The organism is Fictibacillus barbaricus (genome assembly GCF_014635025.1).
Taxonomy (GTDB): domain Bacteria; phylum Bacillota; class Bacilli; order Bacillales; family Fictibacillaceae; genus Fictibacillus; species Fictibacillus barbaricus.
Genome location: NZ_BMCE01000001.1, coordinates 532,643 through 550,339 on the forward strand (window position 1 = coordinate 532,643; position 17,697 = coordinate 550,339).

Below are 17,697 nucleotides of genomic sequence, written 5' to 3' on the forward strand. Positions count from 1 at the left end.
GAACGACGTGGAACTAACACCTACAACAACCACCGCACCAACGGCTGTACAGAAGACGAAAACGAAACCTCGATCAAATCGAAAACACCGGTCACCCGTTCAACTGTTTTTTATGTACCTGCTGCTCTTCATCGTGATGTGTTTGATGGTCGGTCCGTTTTTATGGTTATTATCAACGGCTTTAAAATCAGGACATGAAAATATATTTGCTTATCCGCCTAGCTTTATCCCGCAAGATATAACGTTGAGCAACTTTGCAAAAGTAATGGAAACTTTTCCGTTCTGGCGGTATTTATTCAACTCTACATTAGTAGCAGTCATTACGGTTCTATTAAACATTATTCTATGCTCATTGGCTGCCTATCCTCTGGCACGGATGAAGTTTCGTGGAAAGAACCTTATCTTTTTACTGATTATCTCTACGATGATGATTCCTTTTCAGCTTGTCATGATCCCGATCTATATTTTGTCTCTTGAACTAGGTTTGCAAAATACGTATGCTGGCGTTATTTTGCCACATGCTACAACAGCTTTTGGAATCTTTCTGATGCGTCAAGCCTTTTTAACCGTACCGTATGAATTAGAAGAATCAGCAAGGATGGATGGGTGTAATTCATTTCAAATATGGTGGAAGATCATCATGCCCCTCGTACGCCCATCCGTTGTCACACTAGCTATCTTTACGTTTGTAATGAGCTGGAGTGATTTCTTATGGCCTTTAATTATTTTGAACGATGAAAGCATGTACACACTGCCATTAGGTGTAAATGCACTAGCAGGTAACTTCTCAGCAAACTGGCGACTGATTGCAGCTGGGTCCGTTTTATCTGTTTTGCCTATTATCATTTTCTTCATCCTCATGCAGCGTCATTTTATTGATGGAGCAATGAAAGGAGCAGTAAAAGGATGACCAATCAGATGCAATATCAAAAAAACATTCCAGTTTCAGGTCATTACGATGTGATTGTGGCAGGCGGTGGCTGGGCTGGAATAACAGCCGCTTGTTCAGCATCTCGTGCAGGTGCATCGGTTCTTTTGATCGAGCGTTCAGGTTTTCTTGGCGGTAATGGAACGGCTGCGCTTGTTGGTCCTTTCATGCCGTTTCATGTAAAAGAGCAACCTCTTGTAAGCGGAATTTTTCAGGAAGTCCGTGATGTTACGGTAGCCCGTGAAGGAGCATCTGGTGGATCCCGTGGGTTTGATGTTGAGATTCTTAAAGACGTACTTAATGAAACGATCATTAAATACGGTGTTACTCCGCTTTACCAGACGTCTGTTATTGATGTTTTGAAGAAAGATGACAGAAACGTTAAGGGTCTTGTGGTGCATAATAAATCTGGATTAAATTTCTACACAGCTGACTATGTGATTGACGCAACAGGCGATGCAGATATCATTCATTACGCAGAAGGGCAGTATGTCGTCGGTAGAAAAGAAGACGGACTAACACAAGCGATGACAAAAATGTTTAAGATTGCAAATGTGAATATTGATGAAGTTCTCACTTTTTGCCGCGCGAACAAAGAGCATTTTATGTTTATAGAAGAAGATATACTCGTGTCGATTGCTGGCTTTAAAGATATTGTTGCGGATTATAAATCGAGAGGGCTTTATCCACTGCCGCAAGATCATGTGTTTTTTGTAACGACAAACCGACGTGACGAAGTATTGGTAAATACAACACGAGTTATTTTAAAGAGCGGCATTAATGGCAATGACATTACCGATGCAGAGATCGAGAGTCTTTCACAAGCGCATGCCATTATGAATCTATTAAAACAAGAAGTGCCTGGTTTCCAAAATGCTTACATATCAACAACCGCTCCACAAATCGGAATCCGGGAAACAAGAAGAATCATTGGAGATTATGTTCTAACCCGTGAAGATGTTATGTATGCAAGAAAATTTTCGGATGCGATTACCCATTGTATGTATCCGATCGACATTCACAACCCGAAAGGAGAAGGATTTGAACTGACCAACATACCTAAAGGTGAGTATTATGACATACCCTATCGATCGCTACTGCCAGCGGATTTAGATAATGTGCTAGTAGCTGGCCGATGCTTATCTGCTACCCATTCCGCTCATTCATCAGCTCGCATTCAAGCCACTTGTGCAGGTATGGGAGAAGCCGCTGGAGCTGCTGCGGCACTTGCAAAAAAGTACGGAGTGAACACACGTGGTATTGATATCGCTGAGCTTCAGCGGCATCTTAAGGAACATGGACAGATCATCAAACCGGACTATGTACAAAGGGCAGAAGTGTTATAAGAATTGCCAATTACCGTTTTGATTTGAATTAGTGAGGGGGGGTTATATGTTAAAAAGAAGGATCGCACTGCTGCCTGTAGATGCCAGACCTGTAACGTCAACGTTGCCTCAACAGCTTGCAAATATCGGGGGGTGGGAAGTAGTGCTTCCACCAAAAGATATTCTCGGGTTTCTAAAAAAGCCTGGGGATTTAGATCAGGTTAGGCAATGGCTCGAGGATCAAGGGGAAGAGGTAGATGGCTTTGTTCTATCTACTGATATGCTCTGTTACGGCGGACTCGTTCCTTCCAGAGTGAATGAAGACCTTCTTCCAACACTTTTAAACAGGCTGAATCTATTAAAGACACTTAAGACAAAGTACCCAGAAAAACTTCTGTTCACATTTAGTGCAACAATGCGCATTTCTAATAATTATGTAAATGAGGAAGAGAAGGAATATTGGTCAACTTATGGCGTAGAACTCTATCAATATTCTTTTCATAGTCACAAGTTTGCCAAAACTTCTGATCCAGAGTCCGGTCTGCTAGTAACAGAGCTTGCTCAAAAAATACCTCCTGCTATTTTACAAGACTATCTTTCAACAAGAGAAAAAAACTTCCTAATCAACCGGTTCTTATTGCAATTTGTTGATGAAGGTGTTGTGGACCGCCTTGTTTTTCCGCAAGACGATACATCTGAATATGGACTAAACATTCAAGAGCAGGAAAGTTTGGTTCAAGAAGTAATAGAAAAGCGGCTCTTTCAAAAAGTATCGATCTATCCAGGGGCTGATGAAGTTGCGTGTTCTCTTCTAACACGTATGATACTTGAACTTGAAAATGTAAAAATGCCTCTCTTCTATCCTTTTTATTCTGGAGAAACAGGCGCACTCATACCAGCCATGTATGAAGACAGGCCGATTGCGGAAAGTGTGAAGGGACAAATATTTGCTTTGGGATGCCATACAGTTGAAACATCAAGTGAAGCAGATATTATTTTAGCGGTAAATGTCCCTGGTAAAAAGCAAGGTGATCTTGCACTGCAATTGTTTATGAATGAAGTAGATACGCCTCATCGCAATGTTGGAGAATGGATCTCGCGTCTTCGTTATTATGTGCAGCAAGGTGCTATGGTTGGGATTGCAGACGTCGCTTATGCTAACGGAAGTGATAGCAGCATGGTTCCACAGATGCTCGATACCGTAGAAGTATTATCTCTCAGTGGCTATGCAGGATGGAATACAGCCGGAAACACAATTGGCACCGTAGTCTCTCAGACCGCTATGCATTATCTTCAAAAAGTTAAAAAGCTAGAAAATCATACGTTGCTAACTAACCAAGTTATACACCGTCTAGTAGAAGACTACGTTTATCAAGCTGTTGTCAGACAGAAAGTACGTGATGAAATCGTAGATGAATCCAGGCTTTCAGCTGATGAACTCCTTGTAAAAGTGAATGAATGTTTCCTGGAAGAGGGTCAACGTTTTTTAGATCGCATACATGTATCAGAATTAACCATTTCAAATGTTCATTTGCCTTGGAATCGAACATTTGAAATCGGATTTGAGCTAATACCGCACAACCAAAAGAGAGTGATTCATAACACGACTCTCAAAAAAGAAACAACTTAACAGTTACGCAACTTTTCGTATGAAAAACGGGCATGTTAAGAATCTGCATGTTTTTCCGTAGCCATAAACATCAGGAGAATTTTACACCAAGAGGGCAGCCCGTTACGGCTGTCCTCTTTAACTTTGAATCTAGGTATATAGGCAGATAGCCATTCGTCCCGCTTTTAAGGAGGTGAAACGCAAGCGGAGCGGTCAATTTTTATTATGATAGGGAGGAAGAATAGAATGAAAAAAGTTAGTTTACTTTTGTTGGCTCTTCTTTTAGTTGTAACCGCTTTTAGTCCTGGTGCTTCTGCTGCAAATGATAAGGCAAGGCATCAAGTACTTAAGGGTCTATTAAAAGAAAACGACAAGAAAGCTCGTATCCTTTGGTATGATCTTGCTGCCAACATGGAGCGTCTTAACTCTCAAGAAGCTGTAGAAGCAATGGTCGAGAAAACGCATAAAGCACATATTGATACGATAATTTTAGATGTTAAAAACTACACAGGATTCGTAGGGTACGACAGCCAATATGCACCACATGTCAGTGAATCGAAAATGCCTAAATATAAAGACTTCCCAGCTGGTTTTGATATGCTGGAGGCAATCATTTCAGAAGCAAAAAAACGCGACATGAAAGTACATGCGGCAGTAAACGTTTTTTCTGAAGGAAACAATGACTATAAAGATGGACCTGCTTTCAATAATCCTGATTGGCAAACGGTATTCTATCAAGCAACACGAACAGCTGAAACCGATACAGGGAGCACGTTTCCGATCTTTGCTATGAACACCACAAGGGGTTCTAACCAACTGATCCTCTATACACCAGATAAATATAAGGTTTCTCCTTCAAACATTTATGGAGCAGAAGTGCAGGTAACTGATGGTGTCGTAACAAAAGTGGTAGATCGCATTTATGGAGCACCTGCTGTATCTGTTCCCGAAAATGGTTATGTATTATCAGGCCATGGTGAAGCGCGTAAATGGATCGTAGACAATGTCAAAGTCGGCCAAAAAATGAATGTAGATGGTCAAAAAACGGAGCTTATTCCAGCTAGTCAATATCCGACATTCTCAACATTCGTAAATGCGATCAACCCAGATGTACAGGAATACGAATTAAGTATCATTAGAGAATTGATCAATAACTATGACATTGATGGAATGGTTCTGGATCGCGCTCGTTATTCCAGCATCTATGCAGATTTTAGTGATCTTAGCCGTCAAAAGTTTGAAGAGTTTATCGGTAAAAAGGTCGAGAACTGGCCAACTGATATTTACACAGTATCGTTCAGCACAGGAACAAAAGAAGTCGTTCCTGGACCACTCTACAAGCAATGGATCGAGTTCCGCGCAGGCAACATTCAATCGTTCTTTAAGCGTGCGGAGAACCTAGTTCATACGCTAAAACCAGACATGCTCTTCTCAACATACGTTGGCGGTTGGTACCCGCTCTATTACAGTGAAGGTGTGAACTGGGCAAGCAGGACGCATCAGCCGGATTATGATTGGGCATCTGAAAATTACGGCAGCACAGGCTACGCGGAAACACTTGACTTCTTGATGACCGGAAACTATTACACAGAAATCACGCCAGAAGAAGCTTTAGCCAAAGGAAATCCTGAATGGTACTCCGTAGAAGGTTCTGCAGATCTTGCGTTTGATGTGGTAAACGAAGCTACGTTTGTTTACGGTAGTCTATATCTCCTTCAATATGCACATGACCGTGAAGAATTCAGACGTGCTCTTCGTTCAACACTTGCTCACAGTCACGGGATCATGCTGTTTGACCTGGTGTACTTAGAGATGTACAACTGGTGGGACATCTTAGAAGAAGAATTTGCTGAAGAATCAACAGCACCGCACGATATTCCAGGATTACTTAAGATGGTAAGGGATGATAAATAGGAATAGATGATAAGGAAGCCCCTTTTTAGCAAGGGGCTTTTATTTTTATGATGAGTAGTAGCAATGGGTTTAGTGTACGTGGGCATAAATGTGTCGAAATGGGGCGTAATTTTATGCATATTGGGCGAAACTTTGTCGAAAGCGGGCATAAATATGATGCAGCTGGGCGAAAATACCTTAAAACTGGGCGAACGCGTAATAGATAAAAGAACACGTACCGTAAATACACCATCAAAATCATAATACCGGGGAAAAATGATGGTTGCGATCGCTCTTCTCATACTTGTGACCCTGCTGGAACTCGCTCCACCCTATCTAACGAAAATCATCGGGATCGTGTTCTAGAACCGCTGACAATTAAAATTATAAGCGCTTACATCAATGAGAAAGATTCTGAAAAAAACTATAAAAGAAAAACCCGGAGTTTTAATCCGAGTTTTACCTATTTTATAAGTTCTTTTAACTTTTGGTCTCGTTCTTTTCTTTCCTTATCATCAGCTAAGTCATATTTTTTTAACAAGTGAAACACTTCATTCAAAAACTCCTGATCTCCGCCTTCAACCAATGAGTCGCCAACCTCAATCACCAGCTCTCGCGACATAAAGGCTGACTGCTCAGATAACTTTTGCTGTACATCTTCTAACGTATGGTCAATCGTACATCTACCCATTAATAATGCGCCTCCATTTTTAACTGCTATTCTCCTGCAGCTTTTTGATAGTGTTTATTTTCACTCGGAGTCTTAAATCTAAACGCCATAACAAGTGCTACTAAAAGCATGATTCCTGTAAGCAAGAAGACCATTTCGACCGGGAAGAAGCCTCCGATCACTCCTCCTGCAAGTGGTCCGAGCATCGCGCCTATTTGAATAGCTGTCTGGTGTAGGCCAAATGCGCGTCCTCTAAAATCATCCGGCGTAAGCTCAACCACTAATCCATTTAGAGCTGGAAAAACCGAACAAAAGAAGATGCCGTAAATGAAGCGAATGCCCGAGAATCCCCAAATACCGTCGAACATCGCCTGAGCAATCATCCCGATTCCACCACCCAACAAGCCGATCATCAACACAGTCCGAAAGCCGATGTTATCAGACAGCCTTCCCCAGTATGCGGCAAAAATGATGCTTGCAATACCGGGCAGTGAAAACACGATTCCTGCAAGCAGTGCCGTATTATCGGAAGAACCGCTTAAGTTTAAAATATGAAGAGGTAGCACCGGTTCAATCGTCATGATCGAGCACCCTGTTACAATCGTTAGCAGCAATACAGCCATAAATGGTTTGTTAGCAGCTGCAACTCGAATGTCTTTTAAAACAGAACCTTTTTCCTTACTTGGAGTGAATTTCTCTTCTTTAACCCAAAAAACGACTAAAAGGGTAGAGAGGAGAGAAAGGAGTCCACCACTCGCAAACGCCCACCGGTTACCCAGGAGTTCAGCCAGTCCGCCGCCAAGCAGTGGTCCCATGATGCTGCCTGAAGCTCCGGCTGTAGACATTAACGCAAGGGCGTAACCCACTTTTTTCTTTGGTGTGTTTGTACCGACAAGTGCTATCGCACCCGGGATGTATCCGGTTAATAGTCCCTGGCCTATCCGAAGCGCCAACAACTGATAAGGATTCGTAACAAAAGCGGTTAACGTGTAGATGATGAAAAGAAAAGCACCAGCCCGTATGATCATGGGCTTTCGTCCGTATCGGTCGGCCATCATGCCCCAGTAGGGAGAAGCAATGGCACCTGCAAAAAACGCTGAACTAAATATGAGTCCTGACCAGATCTCGGTATGGTCATGAACACCGATCTGAAGAAGAAAAAGGGGTAGAAAGGGAACGACCATGGAGTAACTGGCAGAGGTGAAAAAGACGCCCACCCATAGCACCCATAAGTTTCGCTTCCATATCGCCATAATGCTGACACTTCCTTATGCTGTACTTTAGGAAACTAGATTTAGTAAACAAAGTTAAATTTTGAATGTAAAAATCGTATCATAATTCTCATGAGGGTGGAAGAATAGTGTCTTAACCAATGTTCATGTTACGCTAATAAGGATATATAAAATGATGGAGGTGTTAAACATGCGTTTAAAAGGTAAAAAAGTGATCAGTCTCGTGCACCATGACTTTGAGGATCTAGAATTGTGGTATCCAATTCTTCGTTTGCGTGAAGAAGGAGCAATCGTTGAACTTGCAGGTGAAAAGGCAGGGGAAACGTATATCGGAAAATACGGTGTTCCGGCAGATGCCGATTTTGCATTTGGTGATGTGGATGCTAGTCAGTATGATGCGATTTTGGTTCCAGGCGGATGGGCGCCGGACAAGCTGCGCCGTTTTCCTGAGGTGCTTGAAATGGTCCAGCACATGGAACAGGAGAAAAAGCCGATCGGTCAGATCTGCCATGCCGGCTGGGTATTGGTATCAGCTAAAGTGTTAAACGGTAAAAAAGTAACGACTACACCTGGAATCAAGGATGACATGGAGAATGCAGGTGCAGAGTGGATCGATGAACCGGTCGTGGTTGACGGCCATCTCGTTTCAAGTCGCCGTCCACCAGATCTTCCGGACTATATGAGAGAGTTTATCGCGGTTTTGGAAGGAAAATAAGATAATAGGTGAATTGTGCACCCTTGGGAGTTATTAAACTTCCTTTTGGGTGTTTTTTTGTGCAGAAAATCAGTTGTTGATAGACTGGTGGTCGAAAACTACTGATATGTGGATAAAATTAGTTGTATGTGGGCGTGAATTTGCGATTGAGGGTAGAATCACGGCAAACTGGGTGAAAACCCTCATGTTTCTGGCGAATGTGTAACAAATATAAGAACACGTACAATAAAACACTAGACCCGATTCCTTTTAATTTTCCAAAAAATAGTTGACTACATTTAAATTATTTCAATAAAATGGAAAAGTAAACCAAATTAGCGCTCGAAGGTAGTATTTTAAGATACTATGGAGGATTAACCCATGAAGATCACTAGATTAACGACCAATTTCTTGCTATTAGTTGCGGGCATTCTATTGATGGGTTCCATTCCCTTTCTAATGTTTGATATGGAAAGGCAGATTACCATTTTAAAAATGGTAGAAAAGAAAGAGTTAAGTAATACACTCTTCTTATATGACAGCCTTCAGTTTAATGTGGATGCTTATTTTAACCATATTAAAGAATTGATAATTACTCTGCTAACGGATCAGAGGTTTGAATACTACAAAAGTGCTGAGTTCCACCCGATTTTTCCTGAACTGCTGGATTATTACCTGCTTTCTATGAAGTATTTGATCATGTCTTTATTAATAGGAATCATTAGTGCTCTATTTTTAACGTTTATTATTATGCTATTTCAAAACAGAAATAGGGAAAAAGTGAAACAACTATTATTCGTGATTGAATCTTTACCGGATATATTCCTCATTTTTCTATTGCAGTTTACGATTATCTGGATCTATAAAAAAACTGATATCGTATTGTTTCAAGTCGTAAACTCATTCGGAAAACCAGCCTATGTGCTGCCTGTAATCTGCCTTAGTATCCTTCCTGCTGTTTATATAACAAAGTATTTGCTTTTATCCTTTGAAGAAGAAGAGGGTAAACCATACGTGGAGATGGCGAAAGGAAAAGGGCTGACAAGACTTCAAGTGTTAGTTGTACATATTTTCCGCAATGCCATTATCACACTGATGTTTCATTTTAAAACAATCTTTTGGTTTTCGTTATCCAACCTGTTTGTTCTGGAAATTATTTTTAACATTTACGGCATCATGACACACATCAAAACACACGCAAGTATAAACCCTGATGTGGTTACATTAAGTATTCTATTAATCTTTATTCCATACTACTTTTTATTCCAGGCGACATCAGTCATGATTTCACGAAAGGTAAAAGGGGGCATCAATCTATGAGGGGGCTATTCAAAGAAAAGTCCTTCTTGTTCGGGTTCCTGTTTATCGTTTTGCTCGTAACCATAAGCTTTTTGTACACGGGTTTTATTAAAGATCCTAATTATGAACCTAAAGCGGTTCTTTATAACGAGAATCAAGAAATAATTGCAAAAGCACCTTATGCACCATCAAAGGATTTTTTATTAGGCTCAGATAAAGAAGGGAAGAGTGTACTTACCAACTTAATAGAAGGAGCAAAGTATACCGTCGGACTGGCTGTTCTTTTAAGCTTAGTCCGTGTGCTTTTTTCTTTTATATTGGGTTACCTTATCTTCATTCTGCCTAGGAAGATCAGAGAAAAGATCGAAACCCTATTCGATGCTTATCATTATGCACCAACCGCTATATTTGCTTATCTGCTTCTCTCTCCGGCCGTTATCGCGTTTTCTTGGTCGTATGATGAGAAATCAAAATTGATATTGACCATTGGTGTGATCATTGCACTCGCTCTGCCGATCTTATCGATATACATCATGCGTGAGATAGAGAGCATCTTTAAGATGGAATTCATTGAGAGTTCAAGGCTCATGGGTGGGAGCTCACTTCATATTTTTTTAAAACATGTTTCTCCTTTCCTGCTTCCAAAGATCGTAATCATGTTTGTTCAGCAAGTTGGCCAGATCCTTACCTTATTCGCCCACCTCGCACTGCTCGATATCTTTATAGGCGGCGGCAAGCAAATGGTTATGGATATTGATTTAGAAGGAAACTTAGTCATAGAATCCTTTTCCTTATCATCTGAATGGGGTGGACTGATCGGTAAGAGCTGGGGAAGTTTTATGACGTATCCGTGGATGCTGTTTGGTCCGATCCTCGCCTTTACATTAACCATTTTGGCAATAAACTTTATGGCAGCAGGGGTGATCAAGTGGAATCAGAACGAAAATGGAAAAGTTCCACCTAAGAAAGTAACTTCAGAGACACTAAAGATGAACCAACCTATTAGTTTTAATAGAATCAATGCCAAAGAGATGAGCCAATAGTTTGATGTAGCTTCTAACAAAAAAGGTAGAGCTGATCGGATGACAGTTGATAAACTGCAATTTGTTCAGCTTTTTTGCTTTTTCACTCTACTCTCCATCTGAACTATTTTTGTCCTCTTTTTATGAAGGACTATATTCTGTGCAGTAACAGAAAACCAAAACGAAAATATCCTTATTAAAAAGGGGATAGCTATCGTAATGGAAACAACAAATGGTTTTATGGAAAGTGAGGGCACTAGCTTTCCAGGAAAAACATATGTAGAACACCTGCTTCGTCCTGTTTTCAATGATCAAAGGGATTTCCTTTTTAAACATATGTTTAACATTAATCGTGCGCATGTCGTGATGCTGACTGAGCAAAACATCATAAATAAAAAGGAAGCGGGAAAAATCCTTCAAGGGGTAGAAACCGTTTCGAAGATTAACCTAGAAACGCTTCAATATGATCCTCAGTTTGAAGATTTATTTTTCATGATCGAACATAAAATAAGTGAAAAGGTGGGTCCGGATCTAGCAGGTAAGATGCATATCGCGAGAAGCCGGAATGACATGGGGGTTGCTATGTACCGCCTGGCATTGAGAGAACACATCTTAACAGTTATTGAAAGTTCGCTCCTGTTGGCGGATGCGATCTTAGAAAAAATCAATGATCACGCCAAAACTATAATGACCGCATATACCCACACACAGCCAGCACAGCCGACAACTCTTGGCCACTATCTAACAGCCATACACGATGTTTTACTTCGTGACATACAAAGACTGGAGTACGCCTATAAAACCGTAAATCGTTCTCCGATGGGGGCAGCAGCACTATCAACCACAGGCTTTCCCATCAACCGAGGCCGAGTCTCTGAACTGCTTGGGTTCCATGGGTTAGTTGAAAATTCATACGACGCCATCGCAGGTGCAGATTACCTGATCGAATCCGCGACAGTTGTCTTAACGATGATGGTAAACAGCGGGCGGTGGATTCAAGATTTCCTGCAACTCGTGACCAGAGAACACAAAATCATAAAAGTAGCCGATCCTTACATCCAGATCAGCAGCATCATGCCGCAAAAACGAAATCCGGTTTCCATCGAGCATTCCCGTTCACTTGCCAGTTCTTCAGCAGGTGAGGCGCTCACTGCCATTCAGATGATTCACAACACACCTTTCGGGGACATCGTCGATACAGAGGATGACCTTCAGCCTCACCTTTACAGATGTTACGAAAAAGCAAATCGGGTGCTCCGTCTCATGCATGCGGTTATCCGAACGATGGAAGTCAGCAAAGAAACGGCATTGCAACGGGCAAAAACTTCATGTATTACGATAACAGAATTAGCTGACGTTCTGGCAAAAGATAAGGGAGTTCCATTTCGAACGGCTCACCAAATCGCGAGCATCATCGCTAAGATGTGCTCACATGAAAAAGTTGAGCTGAGCGATCTGTCTCTTCAAACGGTGAACCAGGAAATCAACAAAATATACCGTGTATCACTAAGTCAAAAAGAGTGGGATGATATCATCAGTCCAAGTGAATTTGTCCGGCGCCGGAACATTCAAGGGGGGCCGAATCCTAATGAGGTGAGGCGGATGGCAACTCATCGGCAAGTTCAATTAGAAAAACTAAAAAGAAGATTGGATAGTGAACGATATTGTCTCCAACTCGCTCACAACAACCTGATTAACTTAGTACAAAAAATTGTTATCAGCGAAAACAAAAAGAGATAAAATCAAAGAACCTGCCACTCTTTATAGCAGGTTCTTTTTACTTATTTTATTCTATTGACTGTTGCAGAAACCAAACCAACACTTTCTTAGTCTTAATATTTATACTTCAAAAGTAGCTGCTCACAAGGTGTTTATTTTATCATGGAGATATCATACATTTTGTGGAATGCGATTTGTTATAATGAAACAAATGTTTAAGACCGTGAAAGGAGAACTGTTTTGAAGAATTTATACAGAGTTTTATTGCTGGCCATTCTATGTTTGACAGTGTTAACTTCCTGTTCGGAACCGCCAAAACCAAAAGACGCAATCAAGAAGTATATGATCCTCTGGGAAAAACAAGACTTCGAGAGTATGTATGACATGCTGGATTCAAAGTCTCAGAAACAGATAGCAAAGAAAGATTTTATTAAACGGTATAAAGATATTTATGGTGGCATCGAAGCTGCAAATCTTTCGCTGAAATCAGCAGAAAAGGCAAAACAAGAAGAAGATGAGAAGGCAAAATTCGCCTACTCCGTTAAGATGGATACCCTCGCTGGGCCGATCCAATATAAACATGAAGTAAACATGAAGCTTGAGGAAGAGGGAGATTCAGAGGCGTGGAAGATTGAATGGAACCCGTCACACATCTTCCCTCAAATGGAAGAAGGGGACAAGATCTCTGCTTCAACGATCTCACCAAAAAGAGGAGCGATATTAGATCAGAAAGGAGATCCGTTGGCATTTAATGGAACAGCTTATGAGGTATCGATCGTGCCGAAAGAACTGCCGGAAGATCAAAGTAAAACCATTGTTCCGTTAGCTAAAATGTTAGGAATGACACCTGAAGAAATCCAAGCAAAGCTCGATCAGCCTTGGGTAAAACCTGAATATAGTGTGCCTATTAAAAAGATGGAGACGAATAATCCGAAAATCCACGATGCTGTAGCGCTAGAGGGAGTGAAGTCGCCTAAAGTTGAAACACGCATCTATCCGCTGAGAGAGGCTGCCGCCCATCTGACAGGTTATATCGGACCAGTCAATGCGGAAGAACTAGAAAAGCTGAAGGGGAAAGGATATACAGCACAAGACTGGGTCGGAAAAGCTGGACTTGAACAAGTATATGAAGAACAACTGCGTGGCTCGGCTGGCGGTGTCATTAAAATCCTGACAGCTGAAAAAGAAGAGAAAGCGGTATTGGCTGAAAATGAGGTCGTGAACGGTAAAGACGTAAAAACGACGATAAACAACGAGGTTCAGAATTCGATCTATGCGCAATTAAAAGGAGATGTTGGGACTGCATCTGCCATCCATCCAAAGACGGGGGAAGTGCTGGCACTCGTAAATAGCCCTTCATACAATCCGAACGATTACACGCTTGGACTGTCAGATGCGTTGCAAAAAAAGTGGGCGGATGACCCTGAAAATCCAAAGATGAACCGCTTCAAATACACATATGCACCAGGTTCTACCCTAAAGCCTTTAACCGCTGCTATCGGCCTTGAGAACGGAACTCTTAATCCGAGTGACGTTATGAACGTGAAAGGGAAAACGTGGCAACAAGACAAGTCGTGGGGGAATTATACGGTTACCCGTGTAAGTGCCGTTCCAAATGTGGATCTGGAAAAAGCGCTGATCTACTCAGATAATATTTACTTTGCTCAAGCTGCCCTGGAGATCGGGCAAGAAAAGTTCGTCTCTGGTCTTAAGGCATTTGGGTTTGGAGAAGAGCTGCCTGTTTCATTCCCGTTCAGCCAGTCCTCTATTGGAGAAGATGGCATGAGTGAGGTTCAGCTAGCAGACAGCGGATATGGGCAAGGGAAAATCCAGATGAGTGCACTCCACTTAGGGATCGCCTACACACCTTTTTTAAACGATGGAAACCTAATTACGCCAAAACTTGACCAGGATAAGCCGGGTTCTGCCATCTGGAAAGCAAATGTGATTTCAGCAGAAACGGTAAAAATCATTCGCGATGATCTAACGAAAGTGGTATCCAGTCCGAACGGTACAGCTCATGAAGCATATATGGCAAAATTACCACTTGCCGGGAAAACGGGAACAGCAGAACTGAAGGCCAGTAAAGAAGATAAGAACGGAAAAGAACTCGGCTGGTTCGTCGCCTATAATAACGAAGATCCGTCCCTTCTAGTAACGATGATGATTGAGGATGTTAAAGGCAGAGGCGGAAGTCATTATCTAGTTCCAAAAGTGAAGAAAGTGTTTGAAGAGAACCTCCAATAATAGGAGGTTCTTTTGTCATTGGGAGATTGTATGGTGGTTATCAGGTAAATGTAGAAACATATCGGAAAAATGTTGAAACATATCAGGAATTGTAAGGTGGATATCATGAAAAATAAAAATATATAAGGAATTTTTATAATATGTCAGGAAAACACAACATTTCTATTTACTGATCATCGAAAATCAAATAATACTTTCTTCCCTTTTTTGCTCCGGTTGTTGGAAAAGAGTGTGAACCAAGAATATATTGTGCAACATTTCTAGAAGTAATCTGTAAAAAATCTCGGCATTGCTTATTTGTCATAGACTGTCCGAACAAAAGAGTATAGTCTTTAAGTGCTTGAATATGGGCGTCTTTACTGTATAAATTACAACTATCACAGTGCCATTTGCTTTTCTTCCTCACCATCGGAAGTTTACTGCAATTTGGACAGATCACACCCTTTACTATGTCTTTTTCTGATAGATTAAACTGTTTAAATAAATTTGTATCGGTAAAAGTGTGATGCTTAAGCAGTAGTTTCGAAAGTTTCTTTAATTCTTTTGAAGTAAATTTCTGTTCCTGGTGGGTCTTGTTTAATGAATGGAATTTAGAGAGAAAGTTATTACTGTGGATCACAAGATGTGAGAGTGCATGGTTTTCAGGGGTTGCCTGAATACGGGTGAGGGGATTACTTATAACAACTAAAGACTCTATGAGGGAGTCGGAGTATTTCTGAAGTTTTAGCCATTCAGAAAATAAAAACTGTTGTCGATAAATTTGAGAAAGTGGGCTGGGAAATATTTCTTCAATTATATTATTAATCCGGATTAACTGGTTAAATTGGTGATCAAAAATTAATGTACCTGCCATATTTTTTACTTCAAGTAATAGAAAAAAGTTTGGACGAAGGATAAGTACATCTATTTGAAAAAATTGTTTGCCGAATGGAAGACGTAAATCATGAAGGATGAAGGTGTCTTCTGAGGGGAGTAATTCTAAATGATATTGGAGAGATTTTTCAACGCGATATCCAGCCCTGCTTCGCGCCAATTCTTCCTCAATACCTTTACAGTTTGGATGGAGGGGAGATATCCGTTGGAGGATTACCTCTAACTTCTTCATTTTATTTGACTCCATTAATGGTTTTACAATCATTGCATCACACCTTTTATACGTTTATAGCTTATTTTCTCTATCATACTGCACATTCCTGCTTACCCTCAAAAATAATTGATAAGCTCTTCCTGATTTCATGAATAACTTAATAGATATCAAGATTTTAAGTAGGAATATCATGAAAATAGCAATACATATCAGTGAAAAATAACATTTATCATGAAAAACTGAAACGTGCCTGTTAGAATAATGTCTAAAGGTGGTCTCATAATGAAAAAACTTTTACTCTACTGGCTGCCAGTCCTTTTATGGATGGGCATTATCTTTTATGCCAGTTCACAGCCATACGAAAAACAAGATCTGCGTCCTACGCTCTCGACACATCTTGACTTAGAAATCGTTGAGAATCTATTTTCATCCATAACGTTTTATTACGCAGGTGACGAGATTAGCATACAGGCTCTCGGTGCAGCTCACTTTTTGGAATTTTTTATTCGAAAAGGCGCTCACTTCTTAACTTATCTGGTGTTAGGTTTTTTGATTCACCGTGCGTTGAGCTACCATTTTTTAAACAACCGTTTAACGTTTATCATATCGTGGTTACTTACAATCTGTTATGCAATATCTGATGAAATCCATCAAAGCTTTACACCTAACCGTTCACCGCATTTAGAAGATGTCCTCATTGATGCTGCTGGAGGCATAATAGGAATCTCACTAGCATGGCTGATCTACAAAAAGATACGTACAAAAAGAATTTAATGCTACAATAAGGGAAAAAGAATGCAGGTGATAACATGCAAATGCCGATTACGATGCAATCTAACCTGGTGACATCCGGGAAAGAAAAACGCTTGGAAGGCAATCGTTTCGAAATCTCATTAGACGGTTATAAGCTGTTCATTTTGGATCATCCTGTACCGGTGTTGAAAAAAGAAAACAGCTCTCCAGTGGGGAAAGCTGTCATTAAAGAAGTAACATGGAGAGAAGAATCCACACATCTGGTCTATGAACTTATCGATCTTCACAGTGTTAACTAAGAAGGAGCTCAACCACGAGTTCCTTCTTTTTATTTATAGGTAATGGCCTGTGAACCCATCTGTTCCCAAGCAGCTTTAAAGTTCTCGAGGGGCATCTTCCTATTTTGCTCTTTGCTTAATGGATCATTAAAATACACATGTTCCTGGCTAAAACCCGTAATGACTACAGAATGTTCCTTCCATGTGATCTTAACTTGTCCAGAAGGAGTATTCCATGTACGGAATTCACTCTCAGGCAGTTCTCTAAAGTCAGCGTTAATGATAATCCATACCGGTTTTCCGGTTTCCACATTCGAAAGGACTTCATCAAAGCTTCCTCCGCTTATATCTTGAATCCGGCCTGGCAAGTATTTCTCAGCTAGTTCTGCCACAGGACCGTGGTACACACCGTATCCCATCTTATCAAACGTGTAAATATCTCCGACAAAGCCATCGTTCGGATTGCCGTAATAGTAGCTTCCGTTCTCTTTTCTGTAAGGTGTATCTACTTTCTTAATCTTTTCGGCAAGTTCTATCTTACCCACATCTACACCAGCGTATTGAAGAAGCATGGCTAACGATGTAACTTCACAGCCTCGATCCAGTTCAGGCATCTGCTGGAGTAATGGTACATCCTTGATCAATGTAACTCCATTTTCTTTGGTGACACCTGTTGTTGAACTCTTCAAAGCCATGTTTTCTTCCATTGATTGTACTTTATTACTTTCCACTTGCAGCTTGCTATTTTGTTGATAGCCGAAGAAACCACCGATTACGAACGCTAGAAACAAGATAATGATAAACTTCTTCACGGAATGCTCCTTAGAAACTCTTTTTCTTTATATATTACCAAACCCTTTAAAAATTAAGCACGTAATTGTATCGACCTGGACAGTTTCTGACACTAGCCAGCACATTAAAATGCATATTTATTCTATAAG

Annotated in this window: 15 protein-coding genes; 11 read left to right on the top strand and 4 right to left on the bottom strand. The window is 40.8% G+C overall.

Annotated features, from left to right (window positions below; translation table 11 throughout):
- Positions 1-7: 7 nt before the first annotated feature.
- The 4 genes from IEV52_RS02535 to IEV52_RS02550 all read left to right on the top strand — a co-directional run bounded on the left by IEV52_RS02535 (position 8) and on the right by IEV52_RS02550 (position 5,776).
- The gene (locus tag IEV52_RS02535; protein ID WP_229754165.1) at positions 8-910 is read left to right on the top strand and encodes a carbohydrate ABC transporter permease; all 903 of its coding nucleotides are present in this window, start codon (positions 8-10) and stop codon (positions 908-910) included.
- Positions 907-2,274, top strand: a complete 1,368-nt coding sequence (locus IEV52_RS02540; protein WP_188400955.1) for an FAD-dependent oxidoreductase — start codon at positions 907-909, stop codon at positions 2,272-2,274. The genes IEV52_RS02535 and IEV52_RS02540 overlap by 4 nt, the downstream gene beginning before the upstream one ends.
- 46 nt (positions 2,275-2,320) lie before the next feature.
- Complete coding sequence (locus tag IEV52_RS02545; protein WP_188400956.1) at positions 2,321-3,883, top strand: DUF4127 family protein; 1,563 nt, start codon at positions 2,321-2,323, stop codon at positions 3,881-3,883.
- A 225-nt stretch (positions 3,884-4,108) separates the two neighbouring features.
- Positions 4,109-5,776 carry an alpha amylase family protein gene (locus IEV52_RS02550; protein ID WP_188400957.1) on the top strand — a complete coding sequence of 556 codons (1,668 nt, stop codon included), beginning with the start codon at positions 4,109-4,111 and terminating at the stop codon, positions 5,774-5,776.
- Between the two features lie 442 nt (positions 5,777-6,218).
- On the opposite strand, the gene IEV52_RS02555 is transcribed toward IEV52_RS02550, so the two are convergent.
- The gene (locus IEV52_RS02555; RefSeq protein ID WP_188400958.1) at positions 6,219-6,446 is read right to left on the bottom strand and encodes a group-specific protein; all 228 of its coding nucleotides are present in this window, start codon (positions 6,444-6,446) and stop codon (positions 6,219-6,221) included.
- Positions 6,447-6,472: 26 nt separating this feature from the next.
- On the bottom strand, positions 6,473-7,678 hold the full coding sequence (locus tag IEV52_RS02560; RefSeq protein WP_188400959.1) for an MFS transporter: 1,206 nt from the start codon (positions 7,676-7,678) through the stop codon (positions 6,473-6,475).
- A gap of 169 nt (positions 7,679-7,847) precedes the next feature.
- Here IEV52_RS02560 and IEV52_RS02565 point away from each other — a divergent pair, with 169 nt between their 5' ends.
- The 5 genes from IEV52_RS02565 (at position 7,848) to IEV52_RS02585 (ending at position 14,638) form a co-directional block, all read left to right on the top strand.
- On the top strand, positions 7,848-8,372 hold the full coding sequence (locus IEV52_RS02565; protein ID WP_188400960.1) for a type 1 glutamine amidotransferase domain-containing protein: 525 nt from the start codon (positions 7,848-7,850) through the stop codon (positions 8,370-8,372).
- A gap of 360 nt (positions 8,373-8,732) precedes the next feature.
- Positions 8,733-9,671, top strand: a complete 939-nt coding sequence (locus IEV52_RS02570) for an ABC transporter permease subunit (protein ID WP_188400961.1) — start codon at positions 8,733-8,735, stop codon at positions 9,669-9,671.
- Complete coding sequence (locus tag IEV52_RS02575; RefSeq protein WP_188400962.1) at positions 9,668-10,693, top strand: ABC transporter permease subunit; 1,026 nt, start codon at positions 9,668-9,670, stop codon at positions 10,691-10,693. The genes IEV52_RS02570 and IEV52_RS02575 overlap by 4 nt, the downstream gene beginning before the upstream one ends.
- Before the next feature lie 198 nt (positions 10,694-10,891).
- Positions 10,892-12,412, top strand: coding sequence for an argininosuccinate lyase (argH, locus tag IEV52_RS02580; RefSeq protein ID WP_188400963.1), 1,521 nt, complete (start codon positions 10,892-10,894; stop codon positions 12,410-12,412).
- Between the two features lie 219 nt (positions 12,413-12,631).
- A complete protein-coding gene (locus IEV52_RS02585; protein ID WP_188400964.1) occupies positions 12,632-14,638 on the top strand; it encodes a penicillin-binding transpeptidase domain-containing protein in 2,007 nt (668 codons plus the stop codon).
- 166 nt (positions 14,639-14,804) lie between these two features.
- On the opposite strand, the gene IEV52_RS02590 is transcribed toward IEV52_RS02585, so the two are convergent.
- Entirely contained in the window at positions 14,805-15,776 is a 972-nt protein-coding gene (locus IEV52_RS02590) for a nuclease-related domain-containing protein (RefSeq protein ID WP_188400965.1), read from the bottom strand.
- 231 nt (positions 15,777-16,007) lie between these two features.
- Between IEV52_RS02590 and IEV52_RS02595 the strand changes: the two genes are divergently transcribed.
- Together IEV52_RS02595 and IEV52_RS02600 are read left to right on the top strand one after the other, a co-directional pair.
- Positions 16,008-16,499 carry a VanZ family protein gene (locus IEV52_RS02595; protein WP_188400966.1) on the top strand — a complete coding sequence of 164 codons (492 nt, stop codon included), beginning with the start codon at positions 16,008-16,010 and terminating at the stop codon, positions 16,497-16,499.
- 41 nt (positions 16,500-16,540) lie between these two features.
- On the top strand, positions 16,541-16,777 hold the full coding sequence (locus IEV52_RS02600) for a DUF2584 family protein (RefSeq protein ID WP_188400967.1): 237 nt from the start codon (positions 16,541-16,543) through the stop codon (positions 16,775-16,777).
- Between the two features lie 29 nt (positions 16,778-16,806).
- Here the strand turns inward: IEV52_RS02600 and IEV52_RS02605 are convergent, their stop codons facing one another.
- On the bottom strand, positions 16,807-17,568 hold the full coding sequence (locus IEV52_RS02605) for a C39 family peptidase (RefSeq protein WP_188400968.1): 762 nt from the start codon (positions 17,566-17,568) through the stop codon (positions 16,807-16,809).
- Between the last annotated feature and the right edge of the window lie 129 nt (positions 17,569-17,697).